Genomic DNA, 19,341 nt, shown 5'->3' with positions numbered 1-19,341 from the left:
GAGACGGCTCCTTTTTTTGTTTGCTATATTAAGTTTAAAATCTTCAAAAGATATCAAATCAAATATAGATTATCCTATTACATATTAGCTTGGATCTACACACTCAGAATAAGCAACAATATGTTTTGTTAAATCTGTCCATTTTGGCTCTGGGTTTCCAGCTACTACTTTTTCACAGCTTCCCCATAATGGTACAAATTCTTTTTTGTAATCTTTTTTCTTTAACAAAAATGCTGGTGAATCTTTTTTAGCTACATAGTAAGATTTTGCATCTCCACCAATAAATTTAACTCCACCAACTCCTAAAGAAGTAGTTTCTTTTGCATAAGGATCACAATACACTTTAAAATCTTTACTGAATGAAGGATTAAGTAATTGCATTAACAATTTGCTGCTTTTCTTTTTGATTTTTACATCAGTCGTTTCAAAATAAGCATATCCTTGGTTTAAGAAATCCTGGTTTAACTTAGTGTCATTCCATTTTTTGAAATCTTCAAGAAAATTAAGTTTCTTACCTAAATTGTCAAGTCCGCTTGGAGGTAAGTACATAAACTTAATATTTTCCGGTTTTAGTTTGTGTTTTTTCCCAGCTCCGTCTTGTAATTTAATATACTCGATTAACCCTTTGTCTCTATCGATATCTTTGATAGTTCCGTTAATTTCAGTTCCGTCAGCCAAAGTGATGTAAGCTGTTTTGCTGTGAGAAAAGCCATAAGAAGGCGAAATTAAATCTTGTGCATTAATTGTACAACATACTAGAAGAAGTGCTAGTAATAAAAAAGGGTTTTTAATCATTGTTTTGGGTTTTTAGTTTTGCTTACTCTTACGATTTTCAGCTTCCTCGATTGTCTTAAAAGAGAATAAAAATTAGCTCATCTCCTATATTTAGTGGTTTTTTAGACTTTTTTTATAAATCAATTTCTTACCGTAAACTTAGCTATAAAAACGACATTTGCAAATGTTAATTTATTTTTTTTACAACAAAATTTTTGTGTAAAATCTTTAACCATTTCATAATAATTATTTCATTTTTACGAACAAAATAATCATCAATAAAAAACGCTATTTCATAAAAAAGAGCCGATAATTTTACCATTATCGACTCTCTTGTTTTGATACTTATTTAATACAATTACATTCTCTCAGGAACTTCTATTCCTAATAATGTAAAAGCAGCTTTTATTACCTCGGCTACTTTTTGAGAAAGCTGTACTCTGAATATTTTCTTAGTCAAATCTACTTCTCCTAGTATATGCACTGACTGATAGAAAGAATTGTATTCTTTTACCAAATCATAGGTATAGTTTGCAATTAATGCAGGACTGTGATTTTGAGCTGCATTCTGGATTACTTCCGGGAAAAGTTCGATTTGTTTTACCAATTCTTTTTCTTTTTCATGTAATTCTTCTGTATTCGTTGCAACTGAAAAATCAAAATCGGCTTTACGAATGATCGACTGAATTCTGGCGTAAGTATATTGAATAAACGGACCTGTATTTCCTGCAAAATCAACTGATTCTTCCGGATTAAACAAAATACGTTTTTTAGGATCTACTTTTAAAATGTAATATTTCAAAGCGCCAAGACCGATTGTTTTGTACAATTTTGCTTTTTCTTCGTCAGAATAACTGTCCAGTTTCCCTAAATCTTCTGAGATTTGTTGTGCTGTATCTGTCATATCCTGCATCAAATCATCAGCATCTACAACAGTTCCTTCACGGCTTTTCATTTTTCCTGATGGCAAATCTACCATTCCGTATGATAAATGATACAAACTTGAAGCCCAGTCAAAACCTAATTTTTTCAGGATCAGGAACAATACTTTAAAGTGATAATCTTGTTCGTTACCCACTGTATAAACCATTCCGCCAACATCCGGCATGTCTTTTACACGCTGAATTGCTGTTCCTATATCTTGCGTCATGTAAACAGCTGTTCCGTCTGAACGCAATACAATTTTACGATCGAGACCTTCGTCTGTTAAATCAATCCAAACTGAACCGTCAGGATCTTTTTCAAAAACACCGCTATCAAGACCTATCTGAACAACATCTTTTCCTAACAAATAGGTATTACTTTCGTAATAATATTTATCAAAATTAACTCCAAGATTGGTATAAGTAGTAGCAAAACCATCATAAACCCATTGGTTCATTTTTTTCCAAAGAGAAATTACAGCATCATCACCGGCTTCCCATTTTTTAAGCATCTCTTGCGCTTCAATAATAATTGGAGCTTGTTTTTTAGCTTCTTCTTCCGTTTTTCCAGTTTCTATCAATTGAGAAATCTCAGCTTTATAAGCTTTATCAAACTCAACATAATATTTACCAACTAATTTATCTCCTTTTAGACTGGAGCTTTCCGGAGTTTCACCATTTCCAAATTTCTCCCAGGCCAGCATCGATTTGCAAATATGAATTCCACGGTCGTTGATGATTTGTGTTTTGTATACTTTTTTTCCTGAAGCCTTAATAATTTCGGCTACAGAATATCCTAGCAAATTGTTACGAACGTGACCTAAATGCAAAGGCTTATTGGTGTTTGGCGAAGAATATTCGACCATAATGGCTTTATCATCCGGATTTGGAGTAACGTATCCAAATTTTTGATTGTCTCTTATTCCATTAAAGAAATTCAAATAATAACTATCTGCAATTACAATATTCAAAAAACCCGAAACAACGTTAAAACGGGATACTTCAGGAAGATTTTCTACTAAATAATTTCCTATTTTATTTCCTAATTCTACCGGATTGCTTTTGATCACTTTTAGTAAAGGAAAAATTACCATTGTAATATCGCCTTCAAACTCTTTGCGTGTAGTCTGAAATTCGATTTTATCAACAGTAACATCAAATAATGCTTGTATTGCTTTTTGTATAGAAGGTGTAAGAATTTGTGATAATGACATGTAAACTTATTTTTAAAGTGAGCAAATATACTGCTTATTCGTCAATTACAGAAAATGAAAAACATATAAAATACAACAAAACTCTTAGAAATCTGTAAAAAGCATTTTGTTTTGAATGTTAAAATTATCAAAAAATTAAAATGCTAATCTCTTCAAAAACAGGCTGTCTTAAAAAAAACATAATCTTTTTCATTTTTTTCTGTAACATATCGATGATAAAAGAGTCTTAATAGGGACTTTGAATTCGTTTGAAGCAAAAAAAATTAACAAAAAAAAACAATCATCATCAATCAAATCAAAACAATCGATACCAAAATTATGAAACTAAAACTTTTTCTGTTCGCATTACTGGGGGTATTTGCAACAGCTCAGGCCCAGAACACCGGAACGGTTTCCGGAAAAATTACCGAAAAATCCAATAATGCACCGATCTCTTACGCAACCGTCTCCATCAAAGACAACGGAAAAGCAGTTACGGGAGTTAACACAGATGATAATGGTGCTTTTACTATCAAAAATTTAGCTTTAAAAACCTATACGATCGAAATTCAATACATTGGATTCAAAAAATATACAGGGTCAATCGTTTTGAGCGATAATAAAAAGACAGCCACAGTTAATGTCTCTCTTGAAGAAGAAGCAACCCAGCTTAAAGGGGTAAACATAGTAAGTGACCGCTCGACAATAGAACAAAAAATTGACCGAAAAATAATTACAGTTGGTAAAGATTTGACAACTGCAGGTGCATCTGCATCAGACATTATGAACAACATTCCGTCTGTGAATGTCGATCAGGACGGAAAACTTTCTCTTCGTGGAAACGATAATGTTCGTGTATTAATTGACGGACGACCATCAAATATTGACCCTGCTCAATTACTAAAACAAATTCCGTCAACTTCTATCAAAAAAATTGAGCTGATCACCAATCCAAGTGCAAAATACAATCCGGAAGGAATGTCAGGAATCATCAATATCGTTTTACACAAAAATACCAACACTGGTTTTAACGGAAGTTACAGTGGCGGAATTACTTTTGGAGAAACGGCTAAATACAACCAATCTTTGAATTTGAATTACAAAACCGGAAAAGTAAATTTCTTTGGAAATGCAGGACAAAATTTCGGAACGTATCAAAACGACGGTTTCATCAAAAGATTTGATCCGGAAGTTGTTCAGAAAATTGATGTTTTAAACGATAATGATTCGTACTTGTATAAAATTGGAATGGATTATTTAATTGATGATCATAATACAATATCGATCTACACGAATCAGAATAAATCCAACGGAAAAGGATTTGTCAATACTGGTATTGACTATAATAACGTAACCGATTCTGACATTTCAAAAATCTTTCAGAAATCTAAATATTCAGGACCCGATGAAGTTGGCACTTATAATTTAGCTTACAAACATATCTTCAAAAAAGAAGGACATACCTTAGATTTTGAAGGAAACTACAGCGACAATAAAGAAACACAGTATTCTTCTTTTGATACTCAGACCATAAATACTGACAATACCCAGAACAATGTCATTTATGATGATTATATAAAAGGAACACGTAAACTGACTACTTTAAATGTTGATTACGTAAATCCTTTAAATGAAAAAACAACTCTTGAAGCGGGCGCCGAGGCGAGAATTACTAAAACGGACAATGACTATATTACCGGAAATCCACTTGCAGCAATCCCGGTTTCTAATTATACTTATGACACTGATATTTATTCAGCTTATGTAACATTTGGTCAGAAATTTAAAAAATTCAGTTACCAATTGGGTGCTCGTTTTGAAAGCTACAAAGTAGCCGCTAACCTAAACCATGGTCTTGAAAAATTCAATGATGATTATATTACTTTATATCCTTCGGCTTATTTAACCTATAACCTGAATGAGAAAAACACTTTGCAATTTAGCTATAGCCGTCGTGTAGACCGTCCTAGTTTAGAGCAGACAAAACCTATTCGTGAGTTTTCTACTCCGTTAGTAACATCTATAGGAAATCCTGAATTGCGTCCGCAGTTTACAAATTCTGTTGAAGTAAATTACACTAAAACTTTCACAAAAGGAAGTTTTACGACTGGCGTTTTCTATAGAAGCATCAATGATCAGATTAGCCGAATTTTATATCCGGATGATACAGACCCAAGCGGAAACAAACAAATTCTGACTTATACAAATTACGATCACAATACTTCTTATGGTTTTGAGGTTTCTTTTAACTACAAAATCACAAAATGGTGGGATATTGCGCCATCTATTGATTTCTCAAGTATCAACCAACAAGGAGTTGTGTTCGCATATGATCCTGTAACACAAACAAGCAGCCCGATCGAAAGAAAAGTTACTGTGGCAGCATTTAATGGCCGTATGAACTCCAACTTTAAAGTAAACAAACGTTTAAGCTTCTTATTATTTGGTTTTTACAGAGGTGGAGTTGACGGACTTCAAAATAACAGTCACGAAATGTACAAAATGGACATGGGTTCACGTTATACATTGTTAGACAACAAGATGAACATCAGTTTACGTTTTAACGACGTATTCAATACTATGAAATATTCTTTTGACGCTATGTATCCTTATGCGCATGAAGGACAATTTAAATGGGAAAGTCAAACTGTTTATTTAGGTTTAACGTATAATTTTGGTGGAGCTAAAATCAAAAATTTAGAACGCAAACAAAGAGAAGATAACACTAGTAAAGGTGGTGGCGGAATGTTTTAATCCCGCTTTTATTAGTAGATTTTAATAGTTCATGTAGAAAAGAAAAGCCTGGAGTTTGCCAACTCCAGGCTTTTTTAGTTTGTACCAGCCGCTTATAAAAAATTGCGTAATTCTTTTATTTCTTCCGGATTTGCTGTTTCGGTATTATTTGTAATAGCCGATGAGTGATAAAAAGTTGGCTGAAGTTTTTCCTGAAGTAATTTAATGTTTGAAGATCGCAAACCTCCGCCAGGCATAATTTCGATTCGGTCTTTGGCCAATTTCTGAATCAGGATCAAATCATCAATTCCTTCTTCGACATTTTTTCCTCTCCCGGAAGTCAGAATAGTTTGAAAACCACAATCGATAACATCTTCAAGGGCTTGCTCTATAGAATTAACGTGATCAAAAGCACGATGAAAAGTACAAGAAAACGGACTTGCCAAGTTTACCAATTCCTCATTTTGCTTTTTATTTACACTTCCGTCCGGATTTAGAATTCCAAAAACAAAACCATCTATACCAAGTTTTTTAAAGGATTTTATATCTTGTTTCATTTCTGTAAACTCTTCATCAGAATAAACAAAGCCCCCACCTCGCGGCCTGATAATAACATGCATTTTTATCGACAGCTTCTCACGGACTCTTACTGCCAGAACAGCGTTGGGTGTTGTTCCGCCAAGCTGCATATTGTCACACAATTCGATTCTGTCTGCACCGCTTTCCTGCGCAATTATTGCCGATTCATAATTGAAACAGGCTATTTCTAATTGATTTTTTTTCATTTTTATGTAAAGATGTTTTATCATTTGTCATTTCTGACTTAACAAAAATATTAATTAAAACCGAAATGCCATACACGAAATAAAAGACTTGCTAATCGTAACATGGGCTTCGAATCGGCCGACCTGATAAATGAGTACAAAAAAACCTGCTCCAAAAAGAGCAGGTTTCAGAATATAATGCAAGATGAATTAATTTACCATTTAATAATTGCGCTTGCCCAGGTAAAACCACTACCAAAAGCTGCCAGAACAACAGTATCTCCTGATTTGATTTTTCCTTGCTCCCAGGCTTCTGTTAAGGCAATTGGAATAGACGCTGCGGTTGTGTTTCCGTATTTCTGGATATTATTATGAACCTGATCATCCGTGAGTTTGAATTTGTTTTGAATGAATTGTGAAATTCTCAAATTCGCCTGATGCGGAATCAACATATCAATATCTGAAACTTGCAGACCGTTTGCTTCTAAACCTTCATTGATTACCTCAGCAAAACGAACTACTGCGTTTTTAAACACAAATTGCCCGTTCATATACGGATAATAACTTTCGTCATTCGGGTCATTATCTGCTAAAATATCAGTTACCCAGCGCGCTCCCATTCCCGGTGCCTGCAAAGCCAGTTCTTCGGCATGTTGTCCTTCTGAATGCAGGTGAGTTGATAAAATTCCTTTTGTCAAATCTTCTTCACGGCTTAAAACTGCTGCTCCTGCTCCATCTCCAAAAATTACCGAAACACCGCGACCACGAGTAGTCATATCTAATCCGGTTGAATGAACTTCTGAACCAATCACCAAAATATTTTTATACATTCCGGTTTTAATATACTGATCAGCAACAGAAATAGCGTACACAAAACCAGAACATTGGTTTCTTACATCTAATGCTCCTACAGTTCTTAATCCTAAATCGCGTTGTACTAAAACTCCTGGTCCTGGAAAATAGTAGTCCGGACTTAATGTAGCAAAAACTACAAAATCAATATCTTCTTTGGCTACGCCAGATCGTTCTATAGCAATTTTGGCTGCTTTTACTCCCATTGTAGTTGTGGTGTCTTCTCCACGAATAATATGTCTTCGCTCCTTAATTCCCGTACGCTCCTGAATCCACTCATCATTGGTATCAATAATCTTAGACAAATCGTCGTTGGTCACAACATTTGAAGGAACATAATATCCTAAGCCCGTTATTTTTGAATGATACATATTCTTCTATTATTTATTAAAAAATTGGATTGCAAATCTAAGTATACTTTAAAACATTAGTGTACAAATTAGTGTTTTTTTCGTTATTAGCAATTCAATATACTCTAATTATATCGTCAATTGAAGCTATTTATATCATGAAAAAACAGTTTTCATACTAAAACAATGAAAAGTATGAAAAATAACGCATAATATGTAACAACTTTAAAGTACTTTAGTCAAACATTACGAATACCTATTTTTTAAACTCCTAAAATTCACATTATGAAATTAAAGGTTACACTCCTCTTATTTCTTAACATTGGCTTTTTTGCCTCTGCCCAAGAAAATTTAACCTATCAAAAACCATCAAAATCTATTTTAGATTTAGCTGATTACGAACGAGCTCCTACAGTATCAATGGATACAAAAAAAGAGAATATTTTATTTTTATACAGAAGTACTTACAAAACATTAGACGATTTAAATCAGGAAGAACTTCGTTTAGGCGGTTTAAGAATTAATCCCGTAACCAATATTTCCAGTACGGTAACTTATACCATAAATCTAAAATTAAGAAAAGTTAACGCAAAGGAAGAAGTACAAGTTTCAGGTTTGCCTCAGAATCCTAAAATAAGTAATATTCTATGGTCTCCAAACGATAAGAAAGTTTTGTTTTCGCATACTACAAATTCAGGAGTTGAACTTTGGGTATTGGATGTAGCAACAGCAAAAGCAACAAAACTTACTGATGCCACGGTAAATGCAAATCTTGGCAATCCGTTTAGCTGGTTTTTAGACAGTGAAACTATTTTGGTGAAAATGCTTCCAAAAAACAGAAAGCCTTTACTGGATTCTAAAAAAGATTTACCAACCGGGCCAATTATTTCGAGCACGGCAGGAACCAAATCCCAGAACAGAACCTATCCTGATATGTTGAAAAATCAGAATGATGAAATAAATTTTGAGAACATCATTACTTCTGAATTATACAAAGTCAAACTCAACGGAACAGCTACTTTATTCAAAGAAGCAGCAATGTATGCAGGAGAAAGAATTTCACCGGATGGCAACTATATTATGGTAACGACCATACAAAAACCATTTTCGTATGTTGTACCTCTGAACAGATTCCCATCTAAAACAGTTGTTTATGATGCTGCAGGAAAAGAAGTTAAAACGGTAAACGAAGTTCCTCTAAACGAAGTAATTCCTAAAGGTTTTATGGCGGTAAGAAAAGGAAAAAGAGAAATGACCTGGAGAAATGACAAACCGGCAACATTATCGTATGCCGTAGCTCTTGACGAAGGTGATCCAGCCAACAAAGTCGATTTTAGAGACGAAGTTTATCTTTGGGATGCTCCTTTTGCCAACAACGCAACTTCATTAGTAAAACTACCTCAACGTTACAGCGATATTACCTGGGGAAATGACAATGTTGCTTTTATTACAGACGAATGGTACGATACGCGTAATACAAAAACATATCTGATCAATCCGTCAAATCCTGCTCAGCAAGCAAAAGTAGTTACTGATAGAAACCAACAAGATGTTTACTCAGATCCGGGAATTTTTGAGACTAAGAAAAATGAATACAATAAATATGTATTGGCCATCGAGAAAGATAATGCTTTCCGCATTGGTGAAGGATATACAAAAGAAGGACAGTTTCCTTTTATAGATGAATTCAATTTAAAAACATTACAATCAAAACGTATTTACACTTCTACTTATAAGGACAAAAAAGAAGATTTGCTTGGAATCGAAGATTTTAAAACTGGAAAAGTTCTGGTGCAGATTCAGTCTAAAAGTGAATATCCGAATTATTATTTCAGAAATATTAAAAAGCAAAATAGCTTAACAGCAATTACTTCTTTCAAAAATCCGTTCGAGAGTATTAAAAATGTGAGCAAAGAAGTCATCAAATACAAACGTAAAGATGGTGTTGAGCTTTCAGGAACTTTATACCTGCCTGCTGGTTATGACAAAGCAAAAAAAGAAAAATTACCATTATTGATCTGGGCGTATCCGGCTGAATACAAAGACAAAAACAGCGCAGGACAATCGACTCAGAATTCAAATGAATTCACGTTCCCGTATTACGGATCGTTTGTATATTGGGTGACTAAAGGATATGTTGTTCTTGATGATGCTGCTTTTCCTATTATTGGCGAAGGAACGACGGAACCCAATGACAACTTTATTTCTCAATTAGTAGACAATGCTGCTGCTGCAATTGATGCCGTTGATGCTTTAGGATATATAAACCGTAAAAAAGTGGCGGTTGGCGGACATTCTTACGGCGCTTTTATGACGGCTAATTTACTGACACATTCTGATCTTTTTGCATGCGGAATTGCCAGAAGTGGTGCTTACAACAGAACTTTGACCCCATTTGGTTTCCAGACTGAACAACGTAATTACTGGGAGGCTCCTGAAGTTTATACAGCAATGTCTCCTTTTATGAATGCAGACAAAATGAAAACACCAATGTTACTGGTTCATGGTGAAGCGGATAACAATCCGGGAACTTTTACTTTGCAGACAGAACGTTATTATCAAGCATTAAAAGGCTTGGGAGCAACAGCAAGAATGGTCATTTTACCAAAAGAAGCACATAGCTATGTAGCCAAAGAAAACATCTTACACCTACTTTGGGAACAAGATCAGTTTTTAGAGAAGTACTTAAAAAACTAAAATTTCATTTATTTTCTATAATAAAAAAACCCGACAGTTTTTCAAAGCTGTCGGGTTTGTTATTTTTATAGGCGAAACAATTATCTAATTTTCAAATTGGCAATTCTCTAATTACAAATAATTTAAACCCAAAAATATTTCCTGTTCGAGAGGTAAATCTATTTCGCTCTCAAAAAAGACCAGTTGCCTTTTATAAACAGTTTCTATCAGATAATGATTTCCTCTAAAATAGGTCCTTCTGATTTTTACCGGCAAATTAGATTCTCCCACCATTTTAAACTGATGCGGATATACAAGTGTTTTATGCGTTTGATCTTCATATGGCAATAACAAATGAGTTGGCAACTCATTTACTTCACCAAAAAGCGAAGCCACATATTTAGTTTCCGGATCTTCGTAAATTTTTATAGGATCACCTTTTTTAATGACTTCCCCGTTACGCATTACAATTGCCTCATCTGCAAATGATAATGCGTCTGTACTATCGTGTGTTGCAATTATACAGGTAATTCCTTTTTGTTTTAAGTATCGAAATAAATTTCGGCGTAAAGCATTTTTACGAAAAGCATCGATTTGACTGAAAGGCTCGTCCAGTAAAATTACTTCCGGTTCTAAAGCCAAAACTCTTACCAGCGCAACTCTTTGTTGTTGTCCCCCGCTTAAAAATTTAGCTTTTACATTTGAGAACGATTCCATTTCTACCATTTCCAGCAATTCCTGAACACGAAGTTTTTTCATATTCGCAAAACCATTTGAAAGAAATTTTCCAACATTTTCAGCTACAGTTTCAAAAGGCGACAAATCAAAATCCTGAGCTAGGTATTTCATATAAGGCATTCCGGGAATCAAATTGTATTTAGGTCCTAAAATTGGCTTTTCGTTATAAAAAATCTTACCCTCATCTAAGTTATACAAACCATACATAAGTTTAAGAAGCGTACTTTTCCCGCAGCCGCTCTCGCCAATAATGGCAATATTTTCGCCTTTATTTATAGTAAAAGAAACGTTTTTTATAACAGGATTTTCGGTATACGAAAAAGAGATATTTTGAATGTCGAGCATGGGTTATATTTGAAAGGACAAATTTACAATGTTTAATTTCTAAAGTCAAAAAAAAGCTGCTTCAATTATGAAACAGCTTTTAAGAAATTTTATTGCGTTTGAAACTTATTTTCCAGCTTCGGCTTTAGCATCGTTAACCATTTTGTCATTTGCAGTAATAGAGAATTCTACACGACGGTTTTGAGCTCTTCCTTCCGGAGTATCATTTGTTGCAATTGGATCAGCAATTCCTAAACCAGAAGTTTTGAAACGGCTTGCTCTTAATCCTTTTGAAGCCAGATAAGCTTGTACAGATGCCGCTCTTTGTCCTGAAAGAGTCAAATTGTATTCTGGTTTTCCTGTATTATCAGTATAACCAAAAATTTGAATATCAGTATCTCCGTACTCGTTGAATACAGGAACTAATTTATCTAAATTTGCTTTTGCCTGAGCAGTCAAAGTTGATTTATTAGTATCAAAACGAACAGAGTTTTCATTTAAAGTTAAGTGAATCCCCTCTCCAACTCTTTCTACAGATGCACCTGGTAAAGCCTGATCGATTTCACGAGCCTGCTTGTCCATTTTGTTTCCAATAAGAGCACCAGTTCCACCACCTACGGCAGCTCCAATAGCAGCTCCTAAAGCAGCGTTTCCACCGCGTCCTAAATTATTTCCTAAAATACCACCAATAAGACCACCGGCAACTACTCCAATTCCCGCTCCTTTTTGAGTGTTATTAGCGTTTTTTACTGAATCGCAACTTGTAAAGAAACTTACTAATACAAGTAAACTACTCAAACCTAAAACTGTTATTTTTCTCATCTTTATATATTTTAATATTAATTAGCTCTTTGAAATTGGTAAGTTACATCCTTAATTTGTCCACCAACATTGATATTATCGATCAATTGAAATGAATTATCAGTTAATCCAGCCACTTTAAGTAAATATCCGTCTCTTACTTTCTTAGCTTTTATACCAGCATCAAGAATTTTAAGCACGAACATACCCTGATTGTTAATACTCCATACGATAGGAGAATTAAATCCTGTACAACTTGGCGCTGTCAAAGCCATACTTCCTTTATTATTATTTGAAATAAAGTTCCAGGTACTACCAATAAAACATTTAGAATCCGCAAGATCAAAAGAGTTTACCTTGATATACTCAGAACCCGGATAAGATACATTGGTTAAAACCCAATTTCCTTTAATAGCAACCTGACTTGGTCTGTCTAGTTTAGTCGATAGCGTTGTTGCTTCTGTTGAAGCTGTAGACGAAGCTGATTTACACGCAAAAAACATCGCGGCAATCATGCACATGAAAATAACTTTCTTCATTTTGTACATTATTTAAGTTAATACTTACCCATTTAACAATTATTATACCACAAAGATACAATTCACAGTAATATCTTTTGTTCCAGAATACAATTATTTTCTTGCAGAATTAACACTTACGACATTTTGTCACTCAAAAAACAATTGGTATTCTATTTGAAGAAATGAGAATCATCACATTAAACTAAAAAATTAAAATAATATGACAACAGGTAAAATTAATGTTTCGGTAGAAAACATCTTTCCCTTAATCAAAAAGTTCTTGTATAGCGATCACGAAATCTTTTTACGTGAGCTAATTTCAAACGGAACGGATGCTACTTTAAAATTAAAACACTTAATCAGCATTGGTGAAGCTAAAGTAGAATTCGGAAACCCTGTTATTGAAATCAAGATTGACAAAGAGGGGAAAAAAATTCACATCATCGACCAGGGATTAGGTATGACAGCTGACGAAGTTGAAAAATACATTAATCAGGTTGCTTTTTCAGGAGCTGAAGAGTTCCTTGACAAATACAAAGATTCTGCTAAAGATTCCGGAATTATTGGTCATTTTGGTCTTGGATTCTATTCTGCCTTTATGGTTGCAGAAAAAGTAGAAATCATTACTAAATCATACAAAGACGAGCCAGCTGCACACTGGACATGTGACGGAAGCCCTGAATTTACTTTAGAGCCGGCTGACAAAACTTCACGTGGTACAGAAATCATCTTGCACATTGCCGAAGATTCTCTTGAATTTTTAGAAGATTCAAAAATCAGTGGGTTATTAAACAAATACAACAAGTTTATGCCTATTCCGATTAAATTTGGAACAAGAACAGAAACACTTCCTAAACCGGAAGATGCTCCTGAGGATTACGTAAACGAAACTATTGAGGTTGATAACATCATCAATAACCCAAATCCAGCATGGACAAAACAACCAACGGAATTATCTGATGAAGATTATAAAAACTTCTACAGAGAATTGTATCCAATGCAATTTGAAGATCCGTTATTCAACATTCATTTAAATGTAGATTACCCGTTTAACTTAACCGGAATTTTATATTTCCCTAAGTTAGGTTCTGACATGCAAATTCAGAAAGACAAAATTCAATTGTACCAAAACCAGGTTTACGTTACGGATAACGTAGAAGGAATTGTACCTGAATTCCTGACCATGTTAAAAGGAGTTATCGATTCTCCGGACATCCCTTTGAACGTTTCCCGTTCCGGATTACAAGCGGATGGTGCCGTTAAGAAAATCTCTAACTACATTACTCGTAAAGTAGCGGATAAACTGAAAGCGTTATTCAACGAGAATCGTGCTGATTTTGAAGAAAAATGGAATGATATTAAAATCGTTTTAGAGTACGGAATGCTTTCTGAAGATAAATTCTACGAAAAAGCAGGTGCTTTCTTTTTATACCCAACGGTTGATGATACTTACTTTACTCTTGAAGAATTAAAAGAGAAATTAAAAGAAAACCAAACTGACAAAGACGGAAAACTGGTTGTTCTTTATGCAGGTAATAAAGATGCACAGCACTCTTATATTGAAACAGCAAAAGAAAAAGGATACGAAGTATTGCTTTTAGATTCTCCTATTATCTCGCATTTGATTCAAAAAATCGAAGGCGATAATAAGGATGTAACTTTTGTTCGTGTAGATTCTGACCATATTGATAATTTAATCAAAAAAGACGAAAACACGATTTCGAAGTTATCTGATGAAGAAAAAGAAACATTAAAAACTTCATTAGAAGCTTATATTCCCAAAGCATACAGTGTTCAGCTGGAAGCTATGGATAGTCAGGCTGCTCCGTTTATTATCACGCAGCCGGAATTTATGCGTAGAATGAAAGAAATGAGCCAGTCTGGCGGTGGTGGAATGTTTGGAATGGGTAATATGCCTGAGATGTACAATCTGATTGTAAATACCAATTCAGATTTAGCAACAAGCATTTTGAATACTGAAGACAAAACACATCAGGAACACTTAGTAAAACAAGCTTTAGACCTGGCTAAATTATCGCAAAACCTATTAAAAGGGGAAGCTTTGACTGCTTTTGTAAAAAGAAGTTTTGAGATGATTAAATAATATTCTTAATCGAATAAATACTCTAAAATCCTGTAGGCGCTGCTTACAGGATTTTTTTATGTTTTTATTTTTAAACTGAGAAATCAGATCCGTGAAATACACTGAAATTTATTTTTAGCAAAATTTAAACACGACATCCTCACATTCAAACTATTTTCTTTATTTTGCAGCAAAATCTAAAAAACCAATGAAAAAATCAATTATTGCTTTTGTTACAATCGCACTATTAGCATCTTGTAGCAAAAAAGAATCAACTGACGGTTTGCACCTTACAGGAAATATAAAAGGATTAAAAAACGGAACTTTATACATTCAAAGAATCGTTGACACCTCTCTTGTAGCGATCGACAGCATCAAAATAGATGGAAATTCCTCTTTTGAAAGCAACATAAAACTAGAATCTCCTGAAGTGCTTTACTTATATCTGGACCGCGGGGTTACCAATTCGCTCGACAATAATATTTTATTCTTTGCTGAGCCTGGAAATATCAATATCGACACCAACTTAGACAACTTTATTTACGGTGCAAAAATTACAGGATCTAAAAATCAGGAATTGTATGAGGAATACAAAAAGATAAATTCTCGTTTTACTGAAGAAAGCCTTTCTATGGTTGAAGCAAGATTTAAAGCAATGAAAAGACAAGACCAAAAAGCGCTGGACAGCATCAACGTAAAACAAGAATCGAATACCAAAAGAAAATACTTATACGCAACCAACTTTGCGCTTAACAATAAAGACCACGAAATAGCGCCTTATATTGCTTTATCTGAGATTTATGATATCAATGTCAAATTCCTTGATACAATCCAGAAATCGATGACTCCAAAAGTAGCACAATCACTTTACGGAAAAAAACTTACCAAGTATGTTGCTGATATTAAAAAAGAAGAACAAAAATAATATACAACTACATAAAACAAAAAAAGTCCTGAGAATCTCAGGACTTTCTTGTTTTATAGCAAATTCCAAATCCTAATAAACCAATAATATTGATTCTGTCAATTGTTCGGGATTTAGATTTTTTAAAGTTTGATTTTTTATTTCATTTTACCTTCCTAATAAAGCTCCAAACATAGAAAACACAAATATCAATCCGTACAATACCAGAATTGCGATCATAAAAATCCCAATAAATTTGTAATGCGATTTTAAGTAACTGAAAGAAGCTGTTAATGCTACATTGTCATTATCCCTAAAAGCTTTTTTCCCGTTTGCACCAAATTTAAACAGATAGTAAACAGGAAAGAAATAAATTGCTGCCAGCACAACATAAACAAGAGTCATTATTGTCCCAAAAGAACCGCCATAAGCTCCCATACCTGCCATTGAACTTCCTAGTGTAGAAAAAATCGCACCTGCAAAAACTGCAATGAGCAATATAAATCCGATACCAACGAATCCTACTATACCTAAAAAGTAAGCCCACTTAACGGTCTCCTTCAAAAAATCTTTTGCAGATTGGTCGAGCTGCAACTCAAATTTCTCAAAAACTGAATTTTCTTCCATTTGTTATATATGTTTCGGTTAAGTAACAAACATAAGAAAAATATTATTACAATTTACTTAATAAAGAAATTACAAATTTTTAAATTCCAAGTAGCTTTTCAACTTAAAAAATCTTACCACTCCTCTTTCTCTACTTTTAATATCTGTTTTTACAAAAATATTTATTTTCTTTTATGAGCTTTCATAAATATTCCACTTCTCTTTTTAAACTGAAGTAAACATTCGTAAAGCTACACCAGTTTAGCAAGCTCAATGGGAGCTGGCTGATTTTAATATTTGAATTACTGAAATATTATCCTTGTCATTAACTATACGACCACTAATACTGAAGATAACTTCTTCTGAAAAAATTCTTAATTCCTTTCAAAGTTAAACCTAGCACTTTTGCAATTTCCGTAAGTTTATATTGGCTACTAGTTTTGTTATTTTCTGTAGCCCAACAGTCTACTAATTATTTCTTTTTAGACTTCTGCTATACCTCCTAATTTTGCAAATTTTCTAAAAGACAAATATTATCTTCATTTTTAAATTACATTAAGTAAAGTTTTTCCCAGCTTGTGTAAGTAATTGATATTTCTTTTTTTCTAGTTGATGAAATTGAAAATAAGAAATATCAATTTTATTTCAGAGCCATCACTTTAAAGTTTTAACTACAAAAAGCCCTTCAGAAATAACTTTACTTGTTTTTGATATAATGTTTTTTAAATAGTGTATCGCTTTTCAACAAAGAATAATCCCATAAATTATTCATAATTAAAAAGTCATTTCTAACAGAAATACAATTACAAATAAACGTGATAAAACTATATTTTTCTTCCATCAAAAAAGGTATAAATACAGTTAATTTTTAAATACTAAAAAAATAGCTCTAATGAAAAATAAGAAAAACGCTTCTTTTCATCTTATTAGCAATGAAAAAAGCCTGTTTTTTAAAAGTTTTAGCCTGTTTTTGGTAACAATCTGTAGAACAACCTGTTGTAATTTTGTTTTCGCTCCAGCTTCAAAGAAATGAATCGTAATCAAAATGGTTTTATTTTTTTGAGTTTACTAGAATTTTAAATTTCACTATTTATATAGGGAAAAAATCAGAATGATCTAAACATTTTACAATTATAGTCAACTAAACAATCAGAAAACATGAGATTAAGTATAGTAATTAAAAATATAATCATCAACACCGTTTGTATATTCTATACATCTTTATTTGTTTATGCAGCAGTAAGTAAATTGCTTGACTTTGAAAACTTCCGAGTACAATTAGGACAGTCACCTTTATTAAGTGCTTTTGCAGGTTTCATTGTCTGGATAGTCCCATTAGCAGAGTTGTTCATTGCATTACTTGTCATGTCAAAAAAATGGAGATTAATGGGGCTCTTTGCATCTTTTAGTCTTATGATTATGTTTACTGCATATATCTATATTATTCTAAACTACAGTTCTTTTATTCCGTGTTCCTGCGGAGGCATTTTGGAAAAAATGGGATGGAGGGAACATTTAATTTTTAATTCAGTTTTTATAATTCTGGCAGCAGCAGGTATTCTGATACTGGCCGGTATGATGCCAAAAACGCATCTCACAAAGCCTGCTGTTCTTGCCAGTACTTTATCAATAACTGTTTTTTTTAGTATTGGTATTGTTGCATTTCTTTTTATACTATCAGAAGACATCATTGAGCATCGAAATAATTTTGTACGTCGTTTTCCTGGCAATGCTGTAAAACTAGGAGAAATTGACCTTCAGTTTAGTTCCTATTATTTTGCTGGAGCCACGAAAGAAAAGATATACTTGGGCAATTACACAGCTCCTTTACTAATCACCGCATTTGACAGCACCTTGCAAAAAAGAGATGATTTTAAGGTTCATCTAAATCGAATTGATTTTCCATTCCAATCTGTTCAGGTTCGTGTTTTATATCCCAATTTTTATCTTATCGACGGTTCAGTTCCTGTTATTTATAAAGGTCTGATAAAAGACTGGAAGGCATCTGTAAAATGGAATGGAAGCAATACTTTTTCTCATTATCAACTCATGGATTCAATTAACTTGGCATTTCGTTCCAATTCCAATACAAAAGGCGAAAGCATACTGGGATCACTTCAATTTGGAGACAAACCACAGGTAATTTTTAATGCAAAATTATTACAGAAACAAATAGATGGAATTTTCGATGTCGACGGAACACTCAATTACGACAAAGATCTTCAAAGGCTGATCTACATTTACCTGTATCGCAATGAATTTATTGTAACTGATAAGTATCTTAATCTGAGCTATCGCGGTAAGACAATAGATACGGTCAATAAAGCCCATATCAAAGTGACGACAGTTGCCAGCAGGCAGGAAATAAAATTGGCAGCTCCTCCTTTACTAGTCAATAAAACAAGTAGCGTATTTAAAAATTTGTTGTTTGTCAATTCAGCATTATTAGGTAAATATGAACCTGCTGAAATGTGGAAGGATGCCAGTATTATTGATATCTACGACCTTAATACCAATTTTTATAAAGGTAGTTTTTATATCTATCATATCAAAAACCAAAGACTGAAGAACTTTTTTGTTCTCAATGATAATTTCTACGGTTTTATTGGAAAGTATATGGTCCATTACAAATTAAATAAAAGGCTAACGACTGCCTATAAAAATAAAAGTCAAAAATAAAATCTCATCATGAAAATATACTGCAGTGTCAGGGAAAAGACCGAAAACCTGTAAAAGAGTAGGTCGCTAACATATTAAATTATAAATCATGAAAACAAAATTTTCAAAACAGGTTCTACCTGTTGCCGTATTTGCTCTTGCAATAGCTAGTGCTTTTACCACCCATGCCATGAATGTGCGTTCTAAAGCAGCTACACCAATTCAAGGGTACATCAAACTGAACCCACAAGGAACATCTTGTGAGCAGCGTGATATGTGTTCTACAGACAGTAACGGATTTGTTTGTACCGTAGGACTCACAGCAGGTGGCGCCCAGTTATTTGGTAAAAATTCGGCCAATCAATGTGTTGTACCGGTTTTTAGACCATAAGGCTATTGCTTGTATAATGACAATGCAGCTCCAAATGGAGCTGCATTGTT

At 33.6% G+C, this 19,341-nt stretch carries 14 protein-coding genes; 6 read left to right on the top strand and 8 right to left on the bottom strand.

All coding sequences use genetic code 11. From position 1 onward, the window contains the following. Window positions 1-84: 84 nt before the first annotated feature. Together B0A67_RS12060 and argS are read right to left on the bottom strand one after the other, a co-directional pair. The gene (locus B0A67_RS12060; protein WP_072960899.1) at window positions 85-795 is read right to left on the bottom strand and encodes a hypothetical protein; all 711 of its coding nucleotides are present in this window, start codon (window positions 793-795) and stop codon (window positions 85-87) included. A gap of 337 nt (window positions 796-1,132) precedes the next feature. Further along, window positions 1,133-2,911 carry an arginine--tRNA ligase gene (argS, locus tag B0A67_RS12055; RefSeq protein WP_072960897.1) on the bottom strand — a complete coding sequence of 593 codons (1,779 nt, stop codon included), beginning with the start codon at window positions 2,909-2,911 and terminating at the stop codon, window positions 1,133-1,135. A 318-nt stretch (window positions 2,912-3,229) separates the two neighbouring features. Here argS and B0A67_RS12050 point away from each other — a divergent pair, with 318 nt between their 5' ends. Beyond that, window positions 3,230-5,644 (top strand): TonB-dependent receptor domain-containing protein, encoded by a 2,415-nt coding sequence (locus tag B0A67_RS12050; RefSeq protein WP_072960895.1) that lies wholly within the window; start codon window positions 3,230-3,232, stop codon window positions 5,642-5,644. Window positions 5,645-5,736: 92 nt separating this feature from the next. On the opposite strand, the gene B0A67_RS12045 is transcribed toward B0A67_RS12050, so the two are convergent. Continuing rightward, a complete protein-coding gene (locus B0A67_RS12045; RefSeq protein WP_072960892.1) occupies window positions 5,737-6,408 on the bottom strand; it encodes a copper homeostasis protein CutC in 672 nt (223 codons plus the stop codon). 194 nt (window positions 6,409-6,602) lie between these two features. Further along, on the bottom strand, window positions 6,603-7,610 hold the full coding sequence (locus B0A67_RS12040) for a 3-oxoacyl-ACP synthase III family protein (RefSeq protein WP_072960889.1): 1,008 nt from the start codon (window positions 7,608-7,610) through the stop codon (window positions 6,603-6,605). A 264-nt stretch (window positions 7,611-7,874) separates the two neighbouring features. Between B0A67_RS12040 and B0A67_RS12035 the strand changes: the two genes are divergently transcribed. Further along, complete coding sequence (locus B0A67_RS12035) at window positions 7,875-10,286, top strand: alpha/beta hydrolase family protein (protein ID WP_072960886.1); 2,412 nt, start codon at window positions 7,875-7,877, stop codon at window positions 10,284-10,286. A gap of 111 nt (window positions 10,287-10,397) precedes the next feature. On the opposite strand, the gene B0A67_RS12030 is transcribed toward B0A67_RS12035, so the two are convergent. From B0A67_RS12030 to B0A67_RS12020, 3 genes are all read right to left on the bottom strand, one after another. Beyond that, on the bottom strand, window positions 10,398-11,348 hold the full coding sequence (locus tag B0A67_RS12030; RefSeq protein ID WP_072960883.1) for an ABC transporter ATP-binding protein: 951 nt from the start codon (window positions 11,346-11,348) through the stop codon (window positions 10,398-10,400). A 105-nt stretch (window positions 11,349-11,453) separates the two neighbouring features. After that, entirely contained in the window at window positions 11,454-12,149 is a 696-nt protein-coding gene (locus B0A67_RS12025) for an OmpA family protein (RefSeq protein WP_072960880.1), read from the bottom strand. A gap of 17 nt (window positions 12,150-12,166) precedes the next feature. Continuing rightward, a complete protein-coding gene (locus B0A67_RS12020; protein WP_072960938.1) occupies window positions 12,167-12,667 on the bottom strand; it encodes a lipocalin family protein in 501 nt (166 codons plus the stop codon). 202 nt (window positions 12,668-12,869) lie between these two features. Here B0A67_RS12020 and htpG point away from each other — a divergent pair, with 202 nt between their 5' ends. Beyond that, window positions 12,870-14,753, top strand: coding sequence for a molecular chaperone HtpG (htpG, locus tag B0A67_RS12015; protein ID WP_072960877.1), 1,884 nt, complete (start codon window positions 12,870-12,872; stop codon window positions 14,751-14,753). A gap of 187 nt (window positions 14,754-14,940) precedes the next feature. Continuing rightward, window positions 14,941-15,657, top strand: a complete 717-nt coding sequence (locus B0A67_RS12010; RefSeq protein WP_072960874.1) for a DUF4369 domain-containing protein — start codon at window positions 14,941-14,943, stop codon at window positions 15,655-15,657. Between the two features lie 147 nt (window positions 15,658-15,804). On the opposite strand, the gene B0A67_RS12005 is transcribed toward B0A67_RS12010, so the two are convergent. Continuing rightward, window positions 15,805-16,263 (bottom strand): hypothetical protein, encoded by a 459-nt coding sequence (locus B0A67_RS12005; RefSeq protein WP_072960871.1) that lies wholly within the window; start codon window positions 16,261-16,263, stop codon window positions 15,805-15,807. 1,137 nt (window positions 16,264-17,400) lie between these two features. On the opposite strand from B0A67_RS12005, the gene B0A67_RS12000 reads away from it, so the two are divergent. Together B0A67_RS12000 and B0A67_RS11995 are read left to right on the top strand one after the other, a co-directional pair. Beyond that, complete coding sequence (locus B0A67_RS12000) at window positions 17,401-18,921, top strand: DoxX family protein (protein ID WP_072960868.1); 1,521 nt, start codon at window positions 17,401-17,403, stop codon at window positions 18,919-18,921. An 88-nt stretch (window positions 18,922-19,009) separates the two neighbouring features. Next, entirely contained in the window at window positions 19,010-19,291 is a 282-nt protein-coding gene (locus B0A67_RS11995) for a DUF6520 family protein (protein ID WP_072960865.1), read from the top strand. Window positions 19,292-19,341: the final 50 nt, after the last annotated feature.

It is taken from the genome of Flavobacterium aquidurense, assembly GCF_002217195.1.
GTDB lineage: Bacteria > Bacteroidota > Bacteroidia > Flavobacteriales > Flavobacteriaceae > Flavobacterium > Flavobacterium frigidimaris.
The sequence above is the reverse complement of the archived record's forward strand: the minus strand, read 5'-3'. Positions and strand labels throughout refer to the sequence as shown.

What these genes read in the sequence shown, in the direction of transcription:
- B0A67_RS12060 (WP_072960899.1), bottom strand. Translation starts at nt 795, where the DNA reads ATGATTAAAAACCCTTTTTTATTACTAGCACTTCTTCTAGTATGTTGT.
- argS (WP_072960897.1), bottom strand. Translation starts at nt 2,911, where the DNA reads ATGTCATTATCACAAATTCTTACACCTTCTATACAAAAAGCAATACAA.
- B0A67_RS12050 (WP_072960895.1), top strand. Translation starts at nt 3,230, where the DNA reads ATGAAACTAAAACTTTTTCTGTTCGCATTACTGGGGGTATTTGCAACA.
- B0A67_RS12045 (WP_072960892.1), bottom strand. Translation starts at nt 6,408, where the DNA reads ATGAAAAAAAATCAATTAGAAATAGCCTGTTTCAATTATGAATCGGCA.
- B0A67_RS12040 (WP_072960889.1), bottom strand. Translation starts at nt 7,610, where the DNA reads ATGTATCATTCAAAAATAACGGGCTTAGGATATTATGTTCCTTCAAAT.
- B0A67_RS12035 (WP_072960886.1), top strand. Translation starts at nt 7,875, where the DNA reads ATGAAATTAAAGGTTACACTCCTCTTATTTCTTAACATTGGCTTTTTT.
- B0A67_RS12030 (WP_072960883.1), bottom strand. Translation starts at nt 11,348, where the DNA reads ATGCTCGACATTCAAAATATCTCTTTTTCGTATACCGAAAATCCTGTT.
- B0A67_RS12025 (WP_072960880.1), bottom strand. Translation starts at nt 12,149, where the DNA reads ATGAGAAAAATAACAGTTTTAGGTTTGAGTAGTTTACTTGTATTAGTA.
- B0A67_RS12020 (WP_072960938.1), bottom strand. Translation starts at nt 12,667, where the DNA reads ATGAAGAAAGTTATTTTCATGTGCATGATTGCCGCGATGTTTTTTGCG.
- htpG (WP_072960877.1), top strand. Translation starts at nt 12,870, where the DNA reads ATGACAACAGGTAAAATTAATGTTTCGGTAGAAAACATCTTTCCCTTA.
- B0A67_RS12010 (WP_072960874.1), top strand. Translation starts at nt 14,941, where the DNA reads ATGAAAAAATCAATTATTGCTTTTGTTACAATCGCACTATTAGCATCT.
- B0A67_RS12005 (WP_072960871.1), bottom strand. Translation starts at nt 16,263, where the DNA reads ATGGAAGAAAATTCAGTTTTTGAGAAATTTGAGTTGCAGCTCGACCAA.
- B0A67_RS12000 (WP_072960868.1), top strand. Translation starts at nt 17,401, where the DNA reads ATGAGATTAAGTATAGTAATTAAAAATATAATCATCAACACCGTTTGT.
- B0A67_RS11995 (WP_072960865.1), top strand. Translation starts at nt 19,010, where the DNA reads ATGAAAACAAAATTTTCAAAACAGGTTCTACCTGTTGCCGTATTTGCT.